The organism is Empedobacter sp. UBA7252 (assembly GCF_002472765.1).
In the GTDB taxonomy this organism is placed as follows: Bacteria; Bacteroidota; Bacteroidia; order Flavobacteriales; family Weeksellaceae; genus Empedobacter; species Empedobacter falsenii_B.
In genome coordinates this window covers 106,588-124,703 of sequence record NZ_DKSQ01000076.1, presented here as the reverse complement: position 1 = coordinate 124,703, position 18,116 = coordinate 106,588, and the positions used below count along the sequence as shown (strand labels likewise).

Here is an 18,116-nt window from a genome sequence, read left to right as displayed (position 1 = left end):
CTTTTATTTTTTTAAGTTATCAACCAAATTTTTTCATGCGCTTTGCAGCCTCATTCAACCAAGGTTGATAATTACAGTGTTTTTGTATCGCTTGATAAATTCCGTTGCTATTCGGATCTTTTGGATCAAGTTCATAGATTAATGAATTAATAAATCCGTTTTTTATCGATTGACTTTTGATGTTTTCCAATAAAGTATCTGGGGAAAGACCTTGATATAATTTTTCTTGTAAGTTTGTTAAGACAATATTACGGTAACTCTGATACGTTCTATAATCCTCGTCATTATCTAAATCAATTTCGTCTAATTCTGTCAAAAAATTAACGGGTAATTGTTGTGAAGCAGGATTGTAGTAAGTGTACGAATCCTTGTATATGTACAACAAATTGATAAAATCGTAATTTAAATTCGTTTTTTCTGTTTTGATGAACGAAGAATTAACTTCTAATTTTTCTAAATTTTCGAAAACTTTTTGATGAAACTTTTTGATTTGATTTTTGAAATCTGGCGGAGCAAGTTTAAATAATTCGGTATGTTCAGTTAAGAATTTATCCGTTTTAAAACTTTTGTCAACCAAATAATTGTTTCGATTTTTTCCTATTCCAGAGAATTTGAAATTATTCTCCAAATGTTTTAAATCTGTATTTAGAATCAAACTATCACCTGGAATCAAATAAATTGTAAACTCTTCGCGCTCGATAGAAAGTGTTTTGTAGCCTTCGTCAACTAACTGAAGAGTATCCGAAAAGTTTCCATCAAAATCTAAAGCAAAAGCTTTTTCACGATTATTCAATAATAGATAAATGCTATCTGTTTGCGCATTTGCGATTCGTCCACTAAAGTAGACAAGTTCACCTTTTTCTTTTTTAGGCGAACAACTGTAAATTGTAATTAAAAGTAGTAGGAGAAATCTCCACAACGTCTTCATTTTCATTTTTCTCTCTGCCTCACAAAAGTAGAAAATTATTCTTCGTTTTGATGAATTTCGAAGTAAGAATCTATCTTAAAATTTTCTGGTTTATTTGCTGCCGCAACCGCCAATTTATCAGCTTCTTCGTTCCAATGATGTCCAGCATGACCTTTTATCCATTGAAATTTTACGCGATGAATTTTATAAACCTCTAAAAATCTTTTCCACAAATCAGCATTCTTCTTTCCTTTGAAATTCTTTTGCACCCAACCAAAAACCCAACGTTTTTCCACAGCATCTACCACATATTTAGAATCCGTCACAATAGTAATCTCCGTGTTGGTGAACTTTAGCGTTTCCAAAGCCGTAATAACTGCCAACAATTCCATTCGATTATTGGTTGTTAGTCGAAAACCTTGAGAAATTTCTTTTTTGACTTTTTTCTCGGTTTCCAACAAAATACAACCAAATCCTCCTGGACCAGGATTTCCCAACGACGAACCGTCTGTATATGCTACAATCGCCATGTTTTATGGTTTGTAATTTAACATTGTATCAATTGTTTGACGCGCAACAAAATGATAATTTGGACGCGCATCTTTATAAATATTCTTCGCTAAATCCAATTGATTAGATTCTTTTAAAGCTAAATATAAAGGCTCTAAAAATTTACGACGACCAACATTTACCAAGAATTCTTTTGCATTTGTGTTGACTTTATCGTAATGCATTAAAAATGCTTTTTCGTACCAAGCACATTCAATTTCTGGATTTTTTGAATTTGTAAAATCATAAATAGCATCCAAATAAGCTAAATCTTCTTTCGTGTTTTTAGTCGTATCAATTTGACGAATAAAATGAACCCATTCGTTTGTAGATTTCGTAGATATCGCCACTTTTTTCGGAGCAACTTTATTTCGCCCGTTTTTAATATCTTGCTGTAACTGTGCTTCTGCTAAATCGAATAATTTTGAAGTAGGTTTTTTCAAATCTTTTGGCCAACCTGTGTTATAAATCCATTCTTGAACAAAAGAATCGTCTCCATTTGTCAAATTAGTTTTCAAATACTCCACAAATTTTTCTGTCGTCATCGTTTGGAAAGCGTGCGAAGAAAAATATTGATTCAAGAATTTATCAAATTTTTTACGACCATATTTATCTTCTAACATTTTCAAAAATAAATAACCTTTATCGTACGGAACATCAGAAAAAGCATCATCAGGATTTGCACCTTTCATGTTCACTTTTAATGAAGTATATTTTTCTGGAATATTTTTCATCGACGTTTCCAAATCTTGAAAACCGATTACCGAAATCATATCTGCATAATCTTTTCCTTCTAATTCTTCCATAATTCTACGTTCGAAATAAACTGTAAATCCTTCATTTACCCAGAAATCATCCCAAGTAGAATTCGTTACTAAATTTCCAGACCAAGAATGCGCCAATTCGTGTGCAATCAAATTCGTCATCGAACGATCACCTACAATTGCAGTTGGTGTTGCGAATGTTAAACGCGGATTTTCCATTCCACCAAAAGGAAACGAAGGCGGTAAAACCAATACATCAAATTGTTCCCAAGGATATTTTCCGTACAATTTCTCGGCAGCCGTTACCATTTTTCCCATGTCGGCAAATTCCCACGCAGCAGCTTTCAATAAGCCAGGTTCTGCATAAACTCCCGTTCTGTTATCGATTGGTTGATATTGTACATCACCAACAGCCAAAGCAATCAAATAAGGTGCAATTGGTTGTGGCATTTTGAAGGTATAAATTCCTTCGGAATTTTTTTCTTTTGGATTGATTGCACTCATCAAAGGCAACAAATCTTTTGGCGTTTTTACTTTTGCATCGTACGTTAAACGAACACTTGGTGTATCTTGAATCGGAATCCAAGAACGTGTTAAAATCGCTTGACCTTGTGACAATAAAAACGGATGTTTTTTATCGTGTGTTTGTTGCGGATTTAACCATTGTAAGGCATTTGCATCAGGCGAAGTTTTATAGAAAACTTTTACAATTGTATCATTTGGCGTAACATCAATGATTAAGGCTTGACCTTTAATAGAATCTTTTTCACCTAATTTGTATGTTGTTGTTTTTCCATTCGCTAATAAAACTGAATCAATTATTAGTTTTTCGGTATCTAAAATCAATTGTTTTGCTTGATTATTTTCGAATGTATAAGCCGCAGAACCTTTAATTTGATGCGTATCAAAATCGGTTTCGATATCCAAACTCAAATGTTTGATGCGAGTTTTATCTAAATCAGCAAAAGTTTGATTATCCTTTGCTTCAGTTTCTGTGGTAGAAGTGATTTGTTTATTGCAACTAACCGCCGTTAAAGCCGTTCCTAATGCGATATAAACTAAATTTTTCATTGTTCTAAATCTTTTAAAATCATGTTGTAAGCAGCTTCTTTCAGCGCCACTTTATCGTTTTTTACATTCAAATCTTTCGTTTCGAAAGTCGCCAATAATCGAACTTTTATTTTCCCTGGATATCCTCGAAACCAATTGAATGGAAACATTTTATTAACACCGTGAATCGCCAAAACAGCCAAAGGTGTTTGTGTTTCAATCGCAATGTTAAACGCTCCATCTTTGAAAGGATCCAAATAAATTTTGAATTCTTTGTCGTTTGTAACGCCGCCTTCAGGAAAAATAAAAATACTCAGATTTTTGTCTAACTTTTTCTTTGCTTCGGGATAAACAAGTGCTTTACTACGTGCACTTTTTCGGTCGACAGGGATACAAATTCGTTCGAATATTCGTCCAAAGATAGGGATTTTAAGCAATTCTGCCTTGCCTACAAATACGATTGGATGATGTTTTAGAATAGTCAACATCAACATAATATCCATCACCGAAGTATGATTAGCTATAAAAACATAATTTTCTTTTGGATCGAGTGGAACAAGTTTTTTGTAATCTATTCTAAATCCTGTTCCATACAAAACAAATTTTCCCCAATATCTTATAAATGGGTAGATGTAAGGAAATGTTTTATCGAAGTTTGCTAAAGGTAATACGATAAAAACACCAATTGTTAGGACATAAATTGCGGCTAATAAAATCATCCAAATGCGCCAAATAAGGACGAAGAAACCTGTGATGTATTTCATTGAGTTGGTTTAGTTGGGTAAAGATATGGAGAAAATGAAAACTAAACCTATGTTCCTATTTTTTCAAAAACTTCAAAATGGCTTCATTTAATACTTTTGGTTGCTCGAAAGGAACATAATGTGTCGAATTTGGAATAATCAATAACTCTGCTTTTGAAATATTTTGTTGAATTTCTTTAGTATGACTCTCTTTTACTTCATCTTTTTCTGCAGCAATGACCAATACAGGATTTTGAATTTTATTTAATTCTAGTTTAGTAATTTTTGGTTCATTTAACATCAATTTGATTAAGCGTAAATTCGTATTTTCTGAAGATCTATTTACTAAACTTTTCAAATTCTCAATCAGTTCTTCGCTTACTCCATTTGGATTAAGAACTGCTCCAATTGTTATAATTTTATTAACTAATTCAGGATGTTGAGTATTGATAATTAAAGCTGTGTTTGCACCATCACTCCAACCAACAAGATTTACTTTCTTTAGATTAAGTTTTTGTATCACTTGAAGTAAATCGTTTGAAAATTCTTCATAAGTGTAAGGTGTATTTGTCAAATCTGTACTTCTCCCTTGTCCGCGCGTATCAAGAACAATTACTCGATAATGCTTGGCAAAAAATGGAATTTGTTGATAAAAATCTTCTATACTTCCGTTATTTCCATGTAAAAAAATCAAAGGCTCACCTTGTCCATATTCTTCATAATAAATCTTTGCATCGTTTATGTCAATATATTTTCCTAACTTATTTTTTCCATAAATCAACTTTTTAGCATTCTCTTTATGTTGATAATATGAAATTAATTCTTTTGTTTTTGTATCAATTTCTTCAGGCTTTTCCTCATTTATAGTCAATTTATCTTTTGAATATAAAAGATCTAAGTTGGCGATAAAAACGCCTTCGGAAGCTTCCCAATTACCTTGACTTTGATACCTAAACAATAAATCTTTTGCTAAAGATTTTTTAGCCGAAACACCAAAAACAAAATCTTCTTGATCTAATTTTTTATAACCAACTAATTGTAGTGTTGCAGCAATTTGATCAACATTTTTGAATCGAAATTTATAAGGTGTTAAATTAATTTTTTGCCATCCTGTTGTAGAAGTTTTATAAATAATGTTTTTATCTAAAATGGATTCTACGGGTAACCCATTTTTGACCGAATAAATATTAACTTTCAGCGTTATTTCTTCAAATTTAGAACTTGGAATAATATGAAAATTAAACGCATTCAGTTTTGTATTTGGGTAAATTTCAAAAATATTTCCTTGTTCAATTGTTGGTACATTTTCATCAAACATTTTAGAAAAAGTAAGCATTGGACGAGTTTTTTGACCAATTATTTTTTCTTTCATTTTTTCTGTTTTCAGTGTCACCTCTGACAATGAAATTGATTTTTCAGTTAATATAACAACAGAACTTTGTTGAATATCATGAACCGATTTTGAAGTTAAATTATAACCTGACGCATCAAAAACTAAATGAGTTTTAGTTAAATTTTCGGGAATTTCGATAGAAAATTGACCATTTTCATCTGTAATTGCTCCAACTTCTGAATTTTCTATTCCAATAGAACAGTATGAAATTGGCAAATTATTACTGTCTTTTACAGTTCCTTTCACTTGAATTTGGGCTTGAACGATTGTACAAATACTTAAAATTAATCCAAAAAAATAGTTGCTCATGACTTTGTTGTTTGCTATATGACGCATTGTTTTTAAAAAGGTTACATTAATCGTTTATTAATTATTTCATAAAATTTTCATCTAAAACGTTATCGTAATAATATTGGTTTTGAGATGAGCATGAAATGATTAAATTTGTTAAGGAAAGAATACTAAAAATATTATGGCTTTAAATACAATCAATCCAACAACTACGAATGCTTGGAATGCGTTAGAGAAACATTTTCAAACGATTCAACATACGTCAATCAAAGAATTATTTGCTCAAAATGCAAATCGTTTTGAAGAATTTTCGATTCAATATCCTTCATTATTAGTGGATTATTCGAAAAATAGAATTAATGCAGAAACGATTCAACTTTTGGTTGATTTAGCGAAAGAAATGGATGTTGATACAGCAATTCAGCAAATGTTTGAAGGAGATGTCATTAACGTTACTGAAAAACGTGCTGTTCTACATACAGCTTTACGCAATCGCTCTAATGAAGAAGTTTTGGTTGACGGAAAAGATGTGATGCCTCAAATTAATGAGGTGTTAGATCAGATGAAATCTTTTTCGGAGAAAGTAATTTCGGGTGAATGGAAAGGTTTTTCAGGAAAAGAAATTACAGACGTTGTCAACATTGGAATTGGAGGTTCTGACCTTGGACCTGTGATGGTGACGGAAGCATTGAAACATTATAAAACTCGTTTGAATATTCATTTTGTTTCGAATATTGATGGAACGCATTTAGCAGAAACTTTTAAAGAAATAAATCCAGAAACAACCTTATTTATTGTTGCTTCAAAAACATTTACAACGCAAGAAACGATGACAAATGCGTTTTCGGCAAAAGAGTGGTTTTTGAATTCTGATGCGCAAGAAGCTGATGTAGCGAAACATTTTGTGGCGTTATCGACAAATGCAGAAGGCGTTGCAAATTTCGGAATTGATACAGCAAATATGTTCCAATTTTGGGATTGGGTTGGCGGTCGTTATTCGTTGTGGAGCGCGATTGGTTTGAGCATTGCTTTGGCAGTTGGTTTCGATAATTTCGAAGAATTGTTAGAGGGAGCGCATGAAATGGATGTGCATTTCAAGACAGAAACTTTAGATCAAAATATACCAGTAGTTTTGGCGCTTTTAGGAATTTGGTACAACAACTTCTTTGGTGCAGATTCGGTTGCTTTGTTACCTTATGAACAATATTTATCGCGCTTTGCAGCATATTTTCAGCAAGGAGATATGGAAAGTAATGGTAAATATGTTGGTCGTGATGGAAAAAAAGTAGATTATGAAACGGGACCAATTATTTGGGGAGAACCAGGAACAAATGGACAACATGCTTTTTATCAATTAATCCATCAAGGAACAAAATTAATTCCAGCCGATTTTATTGCAGGAGCTAATTCGTTGAATGTTTTAGGCGACCATCATGCAAAATTATTATCAAACTTTTTTGCTCAAACAGAAGCTTTAGCTTTTGGAAAAGATGAAGAAACGGTTGTTGCTGAATTAGAAAAAGCAGGGAAATCGAAAGAAGAAATTGATTTCTTAACTGCTTTCAAAATTTTTGAAGGAAATCGTCCTACAAACTCAATTTTATATCAAGTATTGACTCCAAAAGTTTTAGGAAATTTAATTGCGATGTACGAACACAAAATTTTTGTGCAAGGTGTTATTTGGAATATTTTCTCTTTTGATCAATGGGGAGTAGAGTTAGGAAAACAATTAGCAAATGTGATTTTACCAGAGTTAGAAAATGATGAACAAGTTACTTCTCATGATGCTTCTACAAATGGATTAATCAATGCTTATAAATATTGGAGAAAATAATTTATCAATATAATTACTAAAAAATCCGCTCAATGAGCGGATTTTTTTATGAATTTTTGTGACCAGTTTCTTTTAAAAATAAGGTTAGAATAATGGCAATAAATATTCCAATGATCCAAAACCAAATTGCTTGATGATAATGTACAGTTTTATCTGTAACATTTACAATTTCGTTTCCATATAATTTAGCAAAAACAGGATTAACTAGAGAAGTTGCACCAAATGTCAAAAAGTTTTGAACTCCAGTTGCAGAGCCTTTTACATAATCTGGATTAGCTTCTTTGATAACCGAATATGGGATCATTGCGACTCCAGAGAAAAGCCCAAAAATGAAAAATGTAACTTTTATTGGAATTAAATCTGAAAGATAAATGAGTTGTAAAAACATCAGGATCATTCCGATACAACCAAAAAGAATAACAGGTTTTCTTTTTCCTATTTTATCCGTTATATAACCCATTAATGGACATCCAACTACCCAGCCTAGTGACGCCATAGCAGCAGTCATAGCAGCATTGTGAGCATCAAAACCTAAGTCTAATTTGAAAAAAGGAACAGCCCAAGTCATGGCAAAAATTGTTGTCGGTATAAATAATAATCCAGAAATAATACCAGTTAACCAAGAATTTGGATTGCTGAAAATAATTTTGAAAGGTTCAATAAAAGAGGTTTGTTTACTTTTTTCGATCTCTTCTTCAGACGATTTTGGAGTTATGAACAGCATTGCTACAGCTGGAATTATACATAAAACTCCAGCAATTATCCAAAATGTTTTATATCCAAAACCATTTTCTAATAATGGCGCAACCACAAATTGTCCTGCCGCTCCACCAAGCATTCCTATACATTGAGAGAAGCCTATTGCTGTTGCTAAAGATTTTGATGAGAATCCTTTGGTTGCTAAATAGACACAACCAGGAAAAGCAAATGCGCTACCTGCTCCTTGTAATAATCTGCCTGTTGTTCCAGCGAATTGGGAGGAAGCGATAAATAAAATACATCCTATTCCGAGTATAAAACATCCTGCAAACATCGAATATCTTGCACCAAATTTGTCTAAAAATATTCCAGCAATTAAAGCGAATATCGAATAGGTGTAATAATATGTTCCAATGAGAGAAACTAAATTTTCTTTAGAAATGTTGTAATTCTGAGCCAAATCTGTGATCATTAATGAAGGCGCAGAACGAGTTGCGTAATCAATGAAATAAAAGATTAAGCCTAAAACCCATGCAATGATGAAAAGTTTTTTACTTGATTGTGTGATAGATGATGGTTGATTCATTATAAATCTTTTAAATGTTTATAATTGGATTTAATCGTTTCCATTACCTCATTCATTTTTCCACCTAACATTAGTTTCGCCATAGATTTTGTCATTCCAATCATTTGATCAAGATCTACTTTTGGAGGCATTGCTAAAGCGTTTGGATTTGTAAATACATTTAATAAATACGGTCCATTATGCGCAAAAGCTCTTCCGATTGCATCAGGTAAATCATCAGGATTTTTAACCGATTCGCTTTCTATTCCCATTGCTTTTCCAATCAAAGTAAAGTCAGGATTTTCCATATCTGTTTCATTGTCAGGTAAACCAGCAACTTCCATTTCCAATTTGACCATTCCTAATGTTCTATTATTAAAAATAATTAGTTTAACAGGTAGATTATATTGTTTGATGGTTGCTAAATCTCCTAATAACATTAAGATTCCACCATCTCCACACATCGCAATAATTTGTCTATCAGGATATGCCATTTGTGCACCAATCGCTTGAGGCATTGCATTTGCCATAGAACCATGATTAAAAGATCCTAACATTTTCCTTTCCCCCGTACCCGTTATATAACGTGCTCCCCAAACACAACACATTCCTGTATCAACTGTAAAAATAGCATCTTTTGTAGCTAACTCATCTAATAAATAAGCTGCATATTCGGGTTGAATGGCATTTTCTTTTCCTTTTTCATGAACAAATGTCATTTTGCTTTCAAGAACTTTCTTGTACATTTCTAATTGACTATCCAAAAAATCTTTGTCTTGCTTAGGTTCTAATAACTCAATTAATTCGTTAATTGTTTCTTTTGCATTTCCGACTAATCCTAAATCAATTTTAGCTCTTCGTCCAAGTTTAGAGCCATCTGAATCAATTTGAATGATTTTTTTATCTGTTGGAATAAAATCTTTATAAGGAAAATCGGTACCAATCAAAATAATTAAATCAGCTTTGTGCATAGCATGATAAGCAGATGGTTGACCAAGTAATCCTGTCATTCCTATTTCATTTGGATTATTGGGTTGAATACTCATTTTTCCTTTGAACGAATATCCAACTGGAGCATGCAAATGACGAGAAAGTTTTATAACTTCTTCATTTGCTTGAGATGCGCCAATTCCACAGAATAAGGTAATATTATTAGCATCATTTATAATAGAAGCAGCTTCTCTTAATTCAGTTTTATTTGGAGTAATAATAGGTTGATTGAAATAGAAATTCGAGGTATAATTACTTTCAACGGCTTCCATTTCTGCAATATCTCCTGGAAGTCCAATAATTGCAACATCTTTTTTTGAAATAGCATGTTGTATTGCTGTTTGTACCATTCTAGGAACTTGTTCTGCTCGAGTTATAATTTGATTATAACAACTACAATCATCAAAAAGTTTAATAGTATTCGTTTCCTGAAAATAATCTGTACCAAATTCTATTGTAGGCAGAGTAGAGGCAATTACAACTAAAGGAGTTCTTGATTTATGCGCTTCATAAACTCCGTTAATCAAATGTACATGACCAGGACCAGAACTTCCAGCGCAACATCCAATCCCATTCAATTCTGATTCGGCAGTAGCAGCTATTGCTCCAGCTTCTTCATGTCTTACATGAACCCAATCAATTTTGTCACTTTGTTTAACTGCAATATTAAAAAAATTGAGACTATCACCAGTTACTGCATAAACACGTTTTATATTCGCTTTTTCTAGTAATTCTACAATTTGATGTGCTACATTCTTTCCCATAATAAAGTATTTTTTTGATTGTGACTAACAAGTTATGAAATTATAGGATAAAAATGTTTAAAATAAGTGTTAAATATTTGAATATTAAATTGTTGAAAAACAAAAAAGCCTGTTGAAAAACAGGCTTAAAATTAACACATGAGGACAAAATTTACTCTACTAAATCTTATACGTACATGAATATTTCAATATTTGTGCCAAAACTATATTTGACATAAAAAATAATTGCACAATCTATTTAACTGCTTTAATTTTTCCATTCATTGTTGCAAAATGTCCTGGGAAAGAGCATAAAAAATCATAAGTACCTTCTTCTAAGGTAAATTTGATTTGATCATTTTCTTTACCACCTAACAATTTTGTGTGCGCAATAATTTCTGATTGTAATTCTGTCGGAATATAATCTGTCGCCTTAGCAGAAGCCGCTGTATTTGCAAAAGCAGAAGCATCAGAACCTGGTTTTAACAAAATAAAATTATGTCCCATTGCTTCTTTTGACATTTCACCAGCATTCATTAAGATTAAAGTTACTTCTTCACCAGCTTTTACTGTAAATTCAGTTTTATCGTAGCGCATATCATCACTCGCTTTCAAAACAATATGATTGTTTGTAGCAGGCGTAGCTGTAGAAGTTTCAGCATCTTCTGATGGAGCTGTACTATAATCTATTTCTGGTTGAGTTGATTCATCTTTCTTAGAATCTCCGCAGCTCATCATCAAAATTGCCGCGAAACTCATCAAAGCTATTTTTTTCATTATTTCAATTTTTTGTTTGATGTAAAAATAATGAAATTCAGTAACTTAAAAAAATTTACTCAGTCTAAATAGAACTGATTTTAAACAGATAAATTTCTAAGGAATATCCAAATATTTGTGTGTTTGTAAAGAATAACGCCATTTTGGATTTTCTTTTACATATTCCACAATCAATGGAAGGTTTTTGTTGCGTTTGCTCCACTCTGTTTGTAAGAAAAGCGTACAATCTTTTCCAACTCGAGCAGCTTGTTCTTCAGCAAATTGAAAATCGTGATTATTGAACACAATACATTTCAATTCATTTGCAGCTTCGCAAACTTCGTCTAACGGCAACATTAATTTCTTAGGAGAAAGACAAACCCAATCAATTTCTCCGCTCAACGGATAGGCACCCGAAGTTTCAATATGGATTCTTGCACCTTTTTCGTGTAGTTTTTTTGTCAAATAAGTCAAATCCCACATTAAAGGTTCTCCTCCTGTAATGATGATTGTTTTGGCTTGAGAAGTTGCCAAATCCACCAATTCATCCACATTAGTTAAGGGATGCTTTTCAGCATCCCAACTATCTTTTACATCGCACCAATGGCAACCAACATCACAACCTCCTAATCGAATAAAATAAGAAGCCACACCTGTGTACATTCCTTCACCTTGAATTGTGTAAAAATGCTCCATAACAGGCAATAATTTCCCTTCTTGTATCAATTGTTGTTCTTCTGCAGTTGTTGATGCAATGTGTATCATAATTTTATTTTTTGTTGTTGTATGCCAACAATGTGTTTTTTAATAACATAGCGCGTGTCATTGGTCCAACTCCTCCTGGAACTGGCGTTATCCACGATGCTTTTTCTTTTACATTATCAAAATCTACATCACCAGCTAATCTAAATCCTCGTGGATTAGTTTCGTCATCAACGCGTGTAATTCCTACGTCAACGATAACCGCTCCAACTTTTACCATATCAGCTTTTAAGAAACCAGGAACACCTAATGCAGTGATCACAATATCAGCTTCTTTTGTAAATTGTTCTAAATTTTGAGTTTTCGAATGAGTTAATGTTACTGTACTGTTTCCAGGATTTCCGTTTTTACTCATCAAAATACTCATTGGGCGACCAACGATGCGAGAACGACCAATCACAACTGTATGTTTACCAGCTGTATCAATGTTGTAACGCTCTAACATTTCCATAATTCCGTAAGGTGTAGCAGGTAAAAATGTTTCCATTTCTAACGCCATTTTACCAAAATTCATCGGATGAAAACCATCTACATCTTTCTTAGGATCAATTGCATTGATAACCGCTTCTTGATCGATGTGTTTTGGTAATGGCAATTGCACGATAAACCCGTCCAATGTATCATCATTGTTCCATTTTTCAATTTCTGCAATCAAATCTTCTTGAGAAATTGTATCAGGCAAACGTAATTCTGATGACTCGAAACCTACAAAATGACAATCCTTGATTTTATTGTCAACATAGGTCTGAGAAGCACCATTACTTCCTACTAAAATTGCACCCAAATGTGGTACACGAACTCCTTGGTCCTTGTAATTCTGCACCAGCTCCTTGATCTCTTGTTTGATCTCTTTTGCCAGTTTAATACCGTCTAAAATTTGCATTGTTTTGTTGTGTTTGCGCAAAGATACGGACAAATTGGAAAATAAATCATTAAGTTTTGAGTTGATGATTTTCTGATTAAATAGAAAAACCACTTCGTTGTGAAGTGGTTTTAGCATTATTGATATTTTTTCTGCGATTCTTTTAAGTAATTAAAAACTTGTGTTGTGTTCATTTTTTTTAGAATTTATATTAAAAATAAACATGCCAGTTTCGAAATTGAAATAATAATCTTTTTCTCCATTTTTCAATTGAAACCATTCCAACAAACCATTTGTAAGATTAACACCAATCCAATTGATTTGTGAAGTTTTCAGATCGAAAATAAAATTATCATTCGGATTATTTGTGGTGATATAATGTGTTTTGTCGTCCAAAACATATAAAACACCACTTCCTTGAAACGCTTTCATTTTTAAGAATTTTGATTGTAGATTTCCAAAGTTATAACGCAAAACTGCTTTAAATTCTACATTTGGAGGAACTTGTGTTAACAAAGCATTTTGTTTCTTTTCGCGTGATTTACTTGCCCAAAAAGTTATTCCAAGAAGTAGTGCAAATGGAGAAAAAAACAAAATAATGATGATAGTAATGAAAGAATGTTATCCATAGTAGGTTGATTTAGGTTGTGTTAAGATACAAAAAAAAAGCTGTTAGTTTTCTAACAGCTTTTTTGAAATTTTATAAAGTTTGATTTTATTACAAATTACTCATTTTTTCTTCTACAACTTTTCGTTCTTGTACAATCAAATGATCTTCTTCTGTCGGAAATTGAAAAATTCCAGAATTGATGCTTTCAATGCGTTTCAAGACTTCGTAAGATGCTTTTGCTTTTGTAAAATCTTCTCGATTGAGATAAATACGAATCGCTTTCATAAACGTCAAAATATTTTTCTTTTTCAATTCATCTGCCAACAAAAATTGATCGCGTTCTTCGTTTGCTTCCAATAAAGTCGACAAATTATTATCATCAATTTTGTAATACGATTGTAACATTTGATTGAAAATAATCAAAAAACCTTCATCTGCATTTCCAACTTCTAACGAAATGATTCGAGCCAATGTTTTGTTTAATTCTTGAATATATTTTGAAATAAAATCTTGTTTAATCATCTTAATCTAATTTTTTAGACAACTTTTCGAAAGTTTTTTTTGCGTTTTTATCTTCGTATAAAATCTTATGAACAGCGTTGATAATTGGCGCTTTTATTTGGTATTGCTCATTCATAATTGCCACACCTTTTGTCGCATAGTAACCTTCGGCAACCATATTCATCTCCAAAATAGCAGATTTTACGGTGTAACCTTTTCCAATCATATTTCCGAACATTCGATTTCGTGAAAAGAACGAATATCCTGTTACTAACAAATCGCCTAAATAAGCCGAATCGTTAATTTTACGCTTCATTGGACTTGCAGTTTTTAAAATATGATTCATTTCTCGAATCGCATTACTCATCAAAACTGCTTGGAAATTATCTCCATAACCCAAACCATGCGCTATACCTGCTGCAATCGCGTAAATATTTTTCAATACCGCGCCAAATTCAGTTCCGTAAATATCGTTTGAAAGTTTCGTTTTGATAAAATCACATGCTAAACAATCCGCAACAACTTGTGCTTTGTTTTCGTCTTGCGCCGCAATTGTTAAATAAGAAAGACGCTCCAAAGCAACTTCCTCAGCGTGACAAGGACCACTTACAATTCCTAATTGTTCTTCTTTTACATCGAATTTATCAAACAAATATTGTCCAACCAATTGATAATGATCTGGAATAATTCCTTTGATTGATGTTACTACAAATTTATCTGTCAACGGAACAGTTAATTTACTTAAACAATCGGCAACGTAAATAGATGGCACAACCAAAAAGATTATATCCGAATTCATGACAACTTCGTTGATATCCGTTGAAATTTTAAGCTTTTCTGACTTAAATTCGACATCAGTTAAATAATTTGGATTATGTCTATTTCGCTCCAAATATCCTTTTACGTATTCATCTTTTACCCACCAGTTGAAAGTTTCAAGGTTTTTATTCAGCATTTTTGCAATCGCAGTTGCCCAGCTTCCATTCCCTATTAATCCAACTTTACGATTAGATAACTCTATCATAATATATGTATTGAATAGACAAAGTTAATTAATTTGTAGCTTAGGTATTTTGAATTTTACGAAAAGAAACTCAATTTTGTAAAAATTTTAACGACTTTGTATAAAAAGCTTTTTAGTGAGACCATTATCTACGGTATTGGCTCTATATTGCCGAGGGTAATTATTTTAGCATTGAATTTTTTTATTATCAAGCAAGTTGATAATTCAGATTTTGCAATGTTTTCTCAATTATATTCTGCGGTTTCTTTCCTGAATGTCATTTTAACATTTGGTTTCGAGACTGCATTTTTCCGTTATGCAACCGAAGAAGGAATGTATCAAAAAGTGTTGAATACAGCTTTTTGGTTTATGGTGATGAGTTCTACTGCAATGCTCGTTTTAGTTTTTCTTTTTTTACAACCTCTGGCAGATTCTGCAAATTATAGCGATCACCCAGAATATATTTTGTGGTTTGCGTGGATTGCTTTTTTTGATGCAATTTGTGTGATCCCTTTTGCAGTTCTACGTTTTAAAAATCGACCAATATTATATACAACAATTCGCGTAATTCAGAATGTTTTTCAAGCAGTTTTGACAATTGGTTTGTTGTATTATGTTTCGAAAGATTTTATGCTAGGTTTAGGTTTTGATAATGCGATTTCCTATCCTTTTATAGCGAATTTATTAGCGAGTATTTTAGGATTTGTATTATTAATAGGCGTTGTACGTCATGTTCAATTCAAATTTGATCAATCACTTTTCAAACAAATGTTTTTGTACGGTTATCCGATTATGATTGCTGGTTTGGGGTATATTTTAAATGAAAATTTCGATAAATTAGTTCAACGACAATTAATAGATCCAGCAGCAGCGGGTTCTTATGGTGCTTGTTACAAATTAGCAACATTAATGACGCTTTTCGTTACAGCTTATCGAATGGGAATAGAACCATTTTTCTTTAAAGTTGCCAAAAAAGGAGATGCAAAACAGACATACGCGAATATTTTGTTCTTTTTCAGTATCATTTGTAATATTGTAATTCTTGGAATTTTAGCAAATATTGACTGGATTAAGAAAATATTTGTTCCAAATTCAACGTATTGGAATGCTTTAGATATTGTCCCAATTATTTTAATTGCGAATTTATTTTTCGGAATTTATTATAACCTTTCAACATGGTACAAAGTAACGGATAGAACAAGTATCGGAACTATAATTTCATTGGTTGGTGGTGCGATTACTATTATTTTGAATGTTTTTTTATTGCCAAAATATGGTTTTATGGTTTCTGCCTGGACAACTTTATTGGCGTATGGTGTAATGATGGTGATTTCGTACATTTGGGGTCAGAAAGTTTATCCGATTCCGTATAAAGTCAATAAAATTGTACTTTACATGGGAATTGCAATTGCTTTAGCATGTACAAATTATTACATTCTCGATTCTAATTTGATTATTGGTAATCTGATTCTTATCGTGTACATTGCGTTTATTGCGTTTGCGGAAAAAAATACACTTAAAAAACTAAGAAAATAAAGATGAAAGTAAAAGTTATCAACATCTCGAAACACGCTTTACCAGAATATAAAACAGCTTTATCGGCTGGAATGGATTTAACAGCTAACATTGATGCACCAATCGAATTAAAACCTTTGGAAAGAAGATTAATTCCAACAGGATTGAGCATCGAATTACCAGCAGGTTACGAAGCACAAGTTCGTCCTCGTAGTGGAATGGCGTTAAAATATGGTTTAACTTGTTTGAATTCTCCTGGAACAATTGATGCAGATTATCGTGGAGAAATCGGTGTTATTTTAGCTAATGTTTCAAACGAAGCCGTTACAATCAACGATGGGGAGCGTATTGCACAATTAGTGATCGCGAAACACGAAACGGTTGAGTGGGAAGAATCTAACGCTTTAAATGAAACTGAACGCGGAGCTGGAGGTTTCGGAAGTACAGGAAAACAATAATTTTTTTGTCATTCTGAGCTTGTCGAAGAATCTAAAAAAGAAGTAATTCAATTATAAAATATCAATCTAACAAAAAATATTTTTAGAAATAAAATGAAAATTATTATCCCAATGGCAGGACGTGGTTCACGTTTACGCCCTCATACATTAACAACACCAAAACCATTAATTCCAATTGCAGGAAAACCAATCGTGCATCGTTTGGTAGAAGATATTGCGAAGGTTTGTTCAGAAAAAATTGACGAAATTGCTTTTGTAATTGGTGATTTTGGAGCTGAGGTTGAAGCTGATTTAATTGCAATTGCAGAAAAATTAGGAGCAAAAGGAACAATTTGTCATCAATTGGAGCCGCTTGGAACAGCGCATTCTATTTGGATGGCAAAAGAAGCTTTGGATGGACCAACGGTTGTGGCGTATGCAGACACATTATTTCGTGCAGATTTCAAATTAGATATGGAATCGGATGGCGTTGTTTGGGTAAAACAGGTCGATAATCCTTCGGCTTTTGGCGTTGTGAAATTAGATGATAACAGTGTTATTACAGATTTCGTTGAAAAACCAAAAGAATTTGTTTCGGATTTGGCGATTATTGGGATTTACTTTTTCCGTGATGGACAAAAGTTATATAAAGAAATTGAATATTTATTAGAAAATGATATTCAAAAAGGTGGAGAATATCAATTGACAGATGCATTAGAAAATATGCGTGCTGCAGGTGATAAATTTACGCTTGGAAAAGTGGACGAATGGATGGATTGTGGTAATAAAGCGGTTACAGTTGACACCAATACACGTGTGTTGAATCTGGATAAAGAAGATTTCAAAACGATTCATTCTTCTGCAAAAATTGACAATTCATTAATCATTGAACCATGTTTTATTGGAGAAAATGTCGTGATTAAAAATTCGAAAATCGGACCTTTTGTTTCATTAGGAAATGGAACGGTTGTTGAAAACTCGAATATTGATAACAGTTTGATTCAAGAAAATTCAATCATCAGTAATGCAAATCTTACAGATACAATGATCGGAAACAATGCCAAATATTATGGTGTTTCGCGAAGTATCAGTTTAGGAGATTATTCAGAATTGGATTTCAAATCACACAAAGCATAAAAATT

Annotated in this window: 17 protein-coding genes; 4 read left to right on the top strand and 13 right to left on the bottom strand. The window is 32.5% G+C overall.

Translation table 11 applies throughout. The features are described from left to right. Positions 1–19 precede the first annotated feature (19 nt). From B2X73_RS11185 to B2X73_RS11165, 5 genes are read right to left on the bottom strand one after another with little or no spacing between them, the layout of a single operon-like run. Complete coding sequence (locus B2X73_RS11185; protein WP_125349186.1) at positions 20–934, bottom strand: hypothetical protein; 915 nt, start codon at positions 932–934, stop codon at positions 20–22. Positions 935–963: 29 nt separating this feature from the next. Next, a complete protein-coding gene (gene rnhA, locus B2X73_RS11180) occupies positions 964–1,437 on the bottom strand; it encodes a ribonuclease HI (protein ID WP_038336544.1) in 474 nt (157 codons plus the stop codon). Between the two features lie 3 nt (positions 1,438–1,440). Continuing rightward, positions 1,441–3,291 (bottom strand): M1 family metallopeptidase, encoded by a 1,851-nt coding sequence (locus B2X73_RS11175; protein ID WP_286495844.1) that lies wholly within the window; start codon positions 3,289–3,291, stop codon positions 1,441–1,443. Further along, positions 3,288–4,034 (bottom strand): lysophospholipid acyltransferase family protein, encoded by a 747-nt coding sequence (locus B2X73_RS11170; RefSeq protein ID WP_286495845.1) that lies wholly within the window; start codon positions 4,032–4,034, stop codon positions 3,288–3,290. The genes B2X73_RS11175 and B2X73_RS11170 overlap by 4 nt, the downstream gene beginning before the upstream one ends. A 55-nt stretch (positions 4,035–4,089) precedes the next feature. Beyond that, on the bottom strand, positions 4,090–5,715 hold the full coding sequence (locus B2X73_RS11165; RefSeq protein WP_291096432.1) for an alpha/beta fold hydrolase: 1,626 nt from the start codon (positions 5,713–5,715) through the stop codon (positions 4,090–4,092). Positions 5,716–5,878: 163 nt separating this feature from the next. Here B2X73_RS11165 and pgi point away from each other — a divergent pair, with 163 nt between their 5' ends. Beyond that, positions 5,879–7,531 carry a glucose-6-phosphate isomerase gene (gene pgi / locus B2X73_RS11160; protein ID WP_286495847.1) on the top strand — a complete coding sequence of 551 codons (1,653 nt, stop codon included), beginning with the start codon at positions 5,879–5,881 and terminating at the stop codon, positions 7,529–7,531. A gap of 46 nt (positions 7,532–7,577) precedes the next feature. Here the strand turns inward: pgi and B2X73_RS11155 are convergent, their stop codons facing one another. The 8 genes from B2X73_RS11155 to B2X73_RS11120 form a co-directional block, all read right to left on the bottom strand. Continuing rightward, positions 7,578–8,816, bottom strand: coding sequence for an MFS transporter (locus tag B2X73_RS11155; RefSeq protein WP_286495848.1), 1,239 nt, complete (start codon positions 8,814–8,816; stop codon positions 7,578–7,580). Further along, positions 8,816–10,549, bottom strand: coding sequence for a thiamine pyrophosphate-dependent enzyme (locus B2X73_RS11150; protein ID WP_291096430.1), 1,734 nt, complete (start codon positions 10,547–10,549; stop codon positions 8,816–8,818). Before B2X73_RS11150 ends, B2X73_RS11155 begins: the two co-directional genes overlap by 1 nt. A 234-nt stretch (positions 10,550–10,783) precedes the next feature. Then, positions 10,784–11,305 (bottom strand): plastocyanin/azurin family copper-binding protein, encoded by a 522-nt coding sequence (locus B2X73_RS11145; RefSeq protein ID WP_125349193.1) that lies wholly within the window; start codon positions 11,303–11,305, stop codon positions 10,784–10,786. 96 nt (positions 11,306–11,401) lie between these two features. Next, positions 11,402–12,049, bottom strand: a complete 648-nt coding sequence (locus tag B2X73_RS11140; RefSeq protein WP_291096428.1) for a 7-carboxy-7-deazaguanine synthase QueE — start codon at positions 12,047–12,049, stop codon at positions 11,402–11,404. Between the two features lie 4 nt (positions 12,050–12,053). Beyond that, positions 12,054–12,929 carry a bifunctional 5,10-methylenetetrahydrofolate dehydrogenase/5,10-methenyltetrahydrofolate cyclohydrolase gene (locus B2X73_RS11135; protein WP_125349219.1) on the bottom strand — a complete coding sequence of 292 codons (876 nt, stop codon included), beginning with the start codon at positions 12,927–12,929 and terminating at the stop codon, positions 12,054–12,056. Between the two features lie 150 nt (positions 12,930–13,079). Next, positions 13,080–13,502: a hypothetical protein gene (locus tag B2X73_RS11130; protein WP_286495472.1), complete on the bottom strand. Its 423-nt coding sequence runs from the start codon at positions 13,500–13,502 to the stop codon at positions 13,080–13,082. Between the two features lie 124 nt (positions 13,503–13,626). After that, positions 13,627–14,040 carry a hypothetical protein gene (locus tag B2X73_RS11125; RefSeq protein WP_038336563.1) on the bottom strand — a complete coding sequence of 138 codons (414 nt, stop codon included), beginning with the start codon at positions 14,038–14,040 and terminating at the stop codon, positions 13,627–13,629. A gap of 1 nt (position 14,041) precedes the next feature. Continuing rightward, positions 14,042–15,043, bottom strand: a complete 1,002-nt coding sequence (locus tag B2X73_RS11120; RefSeq protein ID WP_038336564.1) for an NAD(P)H-dependent glycerol-3-phosphate dehydrogenase — start codon at positions 15,041–15,043, stop codon at positions 14,042–14,044. A gap of 96 nt (positions 15,044–15,139) precedes the next feature. Here B2X73_RS11120 and B2X73_RS11115 point away from each other — a divergent pair, with 96 nt between their 5' ends. From B2X73_RS11115 to B2X73_RS11105, 3 genes are all read left to right on the top strand, one after another. Next, positions 15,140–16,558: a lipopolysaccharide biosynthesis protein gene (locus tag B2X73_RS11115; protein WP_125349197.1), complete on the top strand. Its 1,419-nt coding sequence runs from the start codon at positions 15,140–15,142 to the stop codon at positions 16,556–16,558. A gap of 2 nt (positions 16,559–16,560) precedes the next feature. Continuing rightward, on the top strand, positions 16,561–16,995 hold the full coding sequence (gene dut / locus B2X73_RS11110; protein WP_038336568.1) for a dUTP diphosphatase: 435 nt from the start codon (positions 16,561–16,563) through the stop codon (positions 16,993–16,995). Between the two features lie 93 nt (positions 16,996–17,088). Continuing rightward, complete coding sequence (locus B2X73_RS11105) at positions 17,089–18,111, top strand: sugar nucleotidyltransferase (protein WP_291046185.1); 1,023 nt, start codon at positions 17,089–17,091, stop codon at positions 18,109–18,111. Positions 18,112–18,116: the final 5 nt, after the last annotated feature.

Coding starts and splice junctions, on each gene's coding strand:
- B2X73_RS11155 (WP_286495848.1), bottom strand. CDS start 8,816: ATGAATCAACCATCATCTATCACACAATCAAGTAAAAAACTTTTCATC.
- rnhA (WP_038336544.1), bottom strand. CDS start 1,437: ATGGCGATTGTAGCATATACAGACGGTTCGTCGTTGGGAAATCCTGGT.
- pgi (WP_286495847.1), top strand. CDS start 5,879: ATGGCTTTAAATACAATCAATCCAACAACTACGAATGCTTGGAATGCG.
- B2X73_RS11150 (WP_291096430.1), bottom strand. CDS start 10,549: ATGGGAAAGAATGTAGCACATCAAATTGTAGAATTACTAGAAAAAGCG.
- B2X73_RS11175 (WP_286495844.1), bottom strand. CDS start 3,291: ATGAAAAATTTAGTTTATATCGCATTAGGAACGGCTTTAACGGCGGTT.
- B2X73_RS11170 (WP_286495845.1), bottom strand. CDS start 4,034: ATGAAATACATCACAGGTTTCTTCGTCCTTATTTGGCGCATTTGGATG.
- dut (WP_038336568.1), top strand. CDS start 16,561: ATGAAAGTAAAAGTTATCAACATCTCGAAACACGCTTTACCAGAATAT.
- B2X73_RS11105 (WP_291046185.1), top strand. CDS start 17,089: ATGAAAATTATTATCCCAATGGCAGGACGTGGTTCACGTTTACGCCCT.
- B2X73_RS11145 (WP_125349193.1), bottom strand. CDS start 11,305: ATGAAAAAAATAGCTTTGATGAGTTTCGCGGCAATTTTGATGATGAGC.
- B2X73_RS11120 (WP_038336564.1), bottom strand. CDS start 15,043: ATGATAGAGTTATCTAATCGTAAAGTTGGATTAATAGGGAATGGAAGC.
- B2X73_RS11165 (WP_291096432.1), bottom strand. CDS start 5,715: ATGAGCAACTATTTTTTTGGATTAATTTTAAGTATTTGTACAATCGTT.
- B2X73_RS11135 (WP_125349219.1), bottom strand. CDS start 12,929: ATGCAAATTTTAGACGGTATTAAACTGGCAAAAGAGATCAAACAAGAG.
- B2X73_RS11185 (WP_125349186.1), bottom strand. CDS start 934: ATGAAAATGAAGACGTTGTGGAGATTTCTCCTACTACTTTTAATTACA.
- B2X73_RS11125 (WP_038336563.1), bottom strand. CDS start 14,040: ATGATTAAACAAGATTTTATTTCAAAATATATTCAAGAATTAAACAAA.
- B2X73_RS11140 (WP_291096428.1), bottom strand. CDS start 12,049: ATGATACACATTGCATCAACAACTGCAGAAGAACAACAATTGATACAA.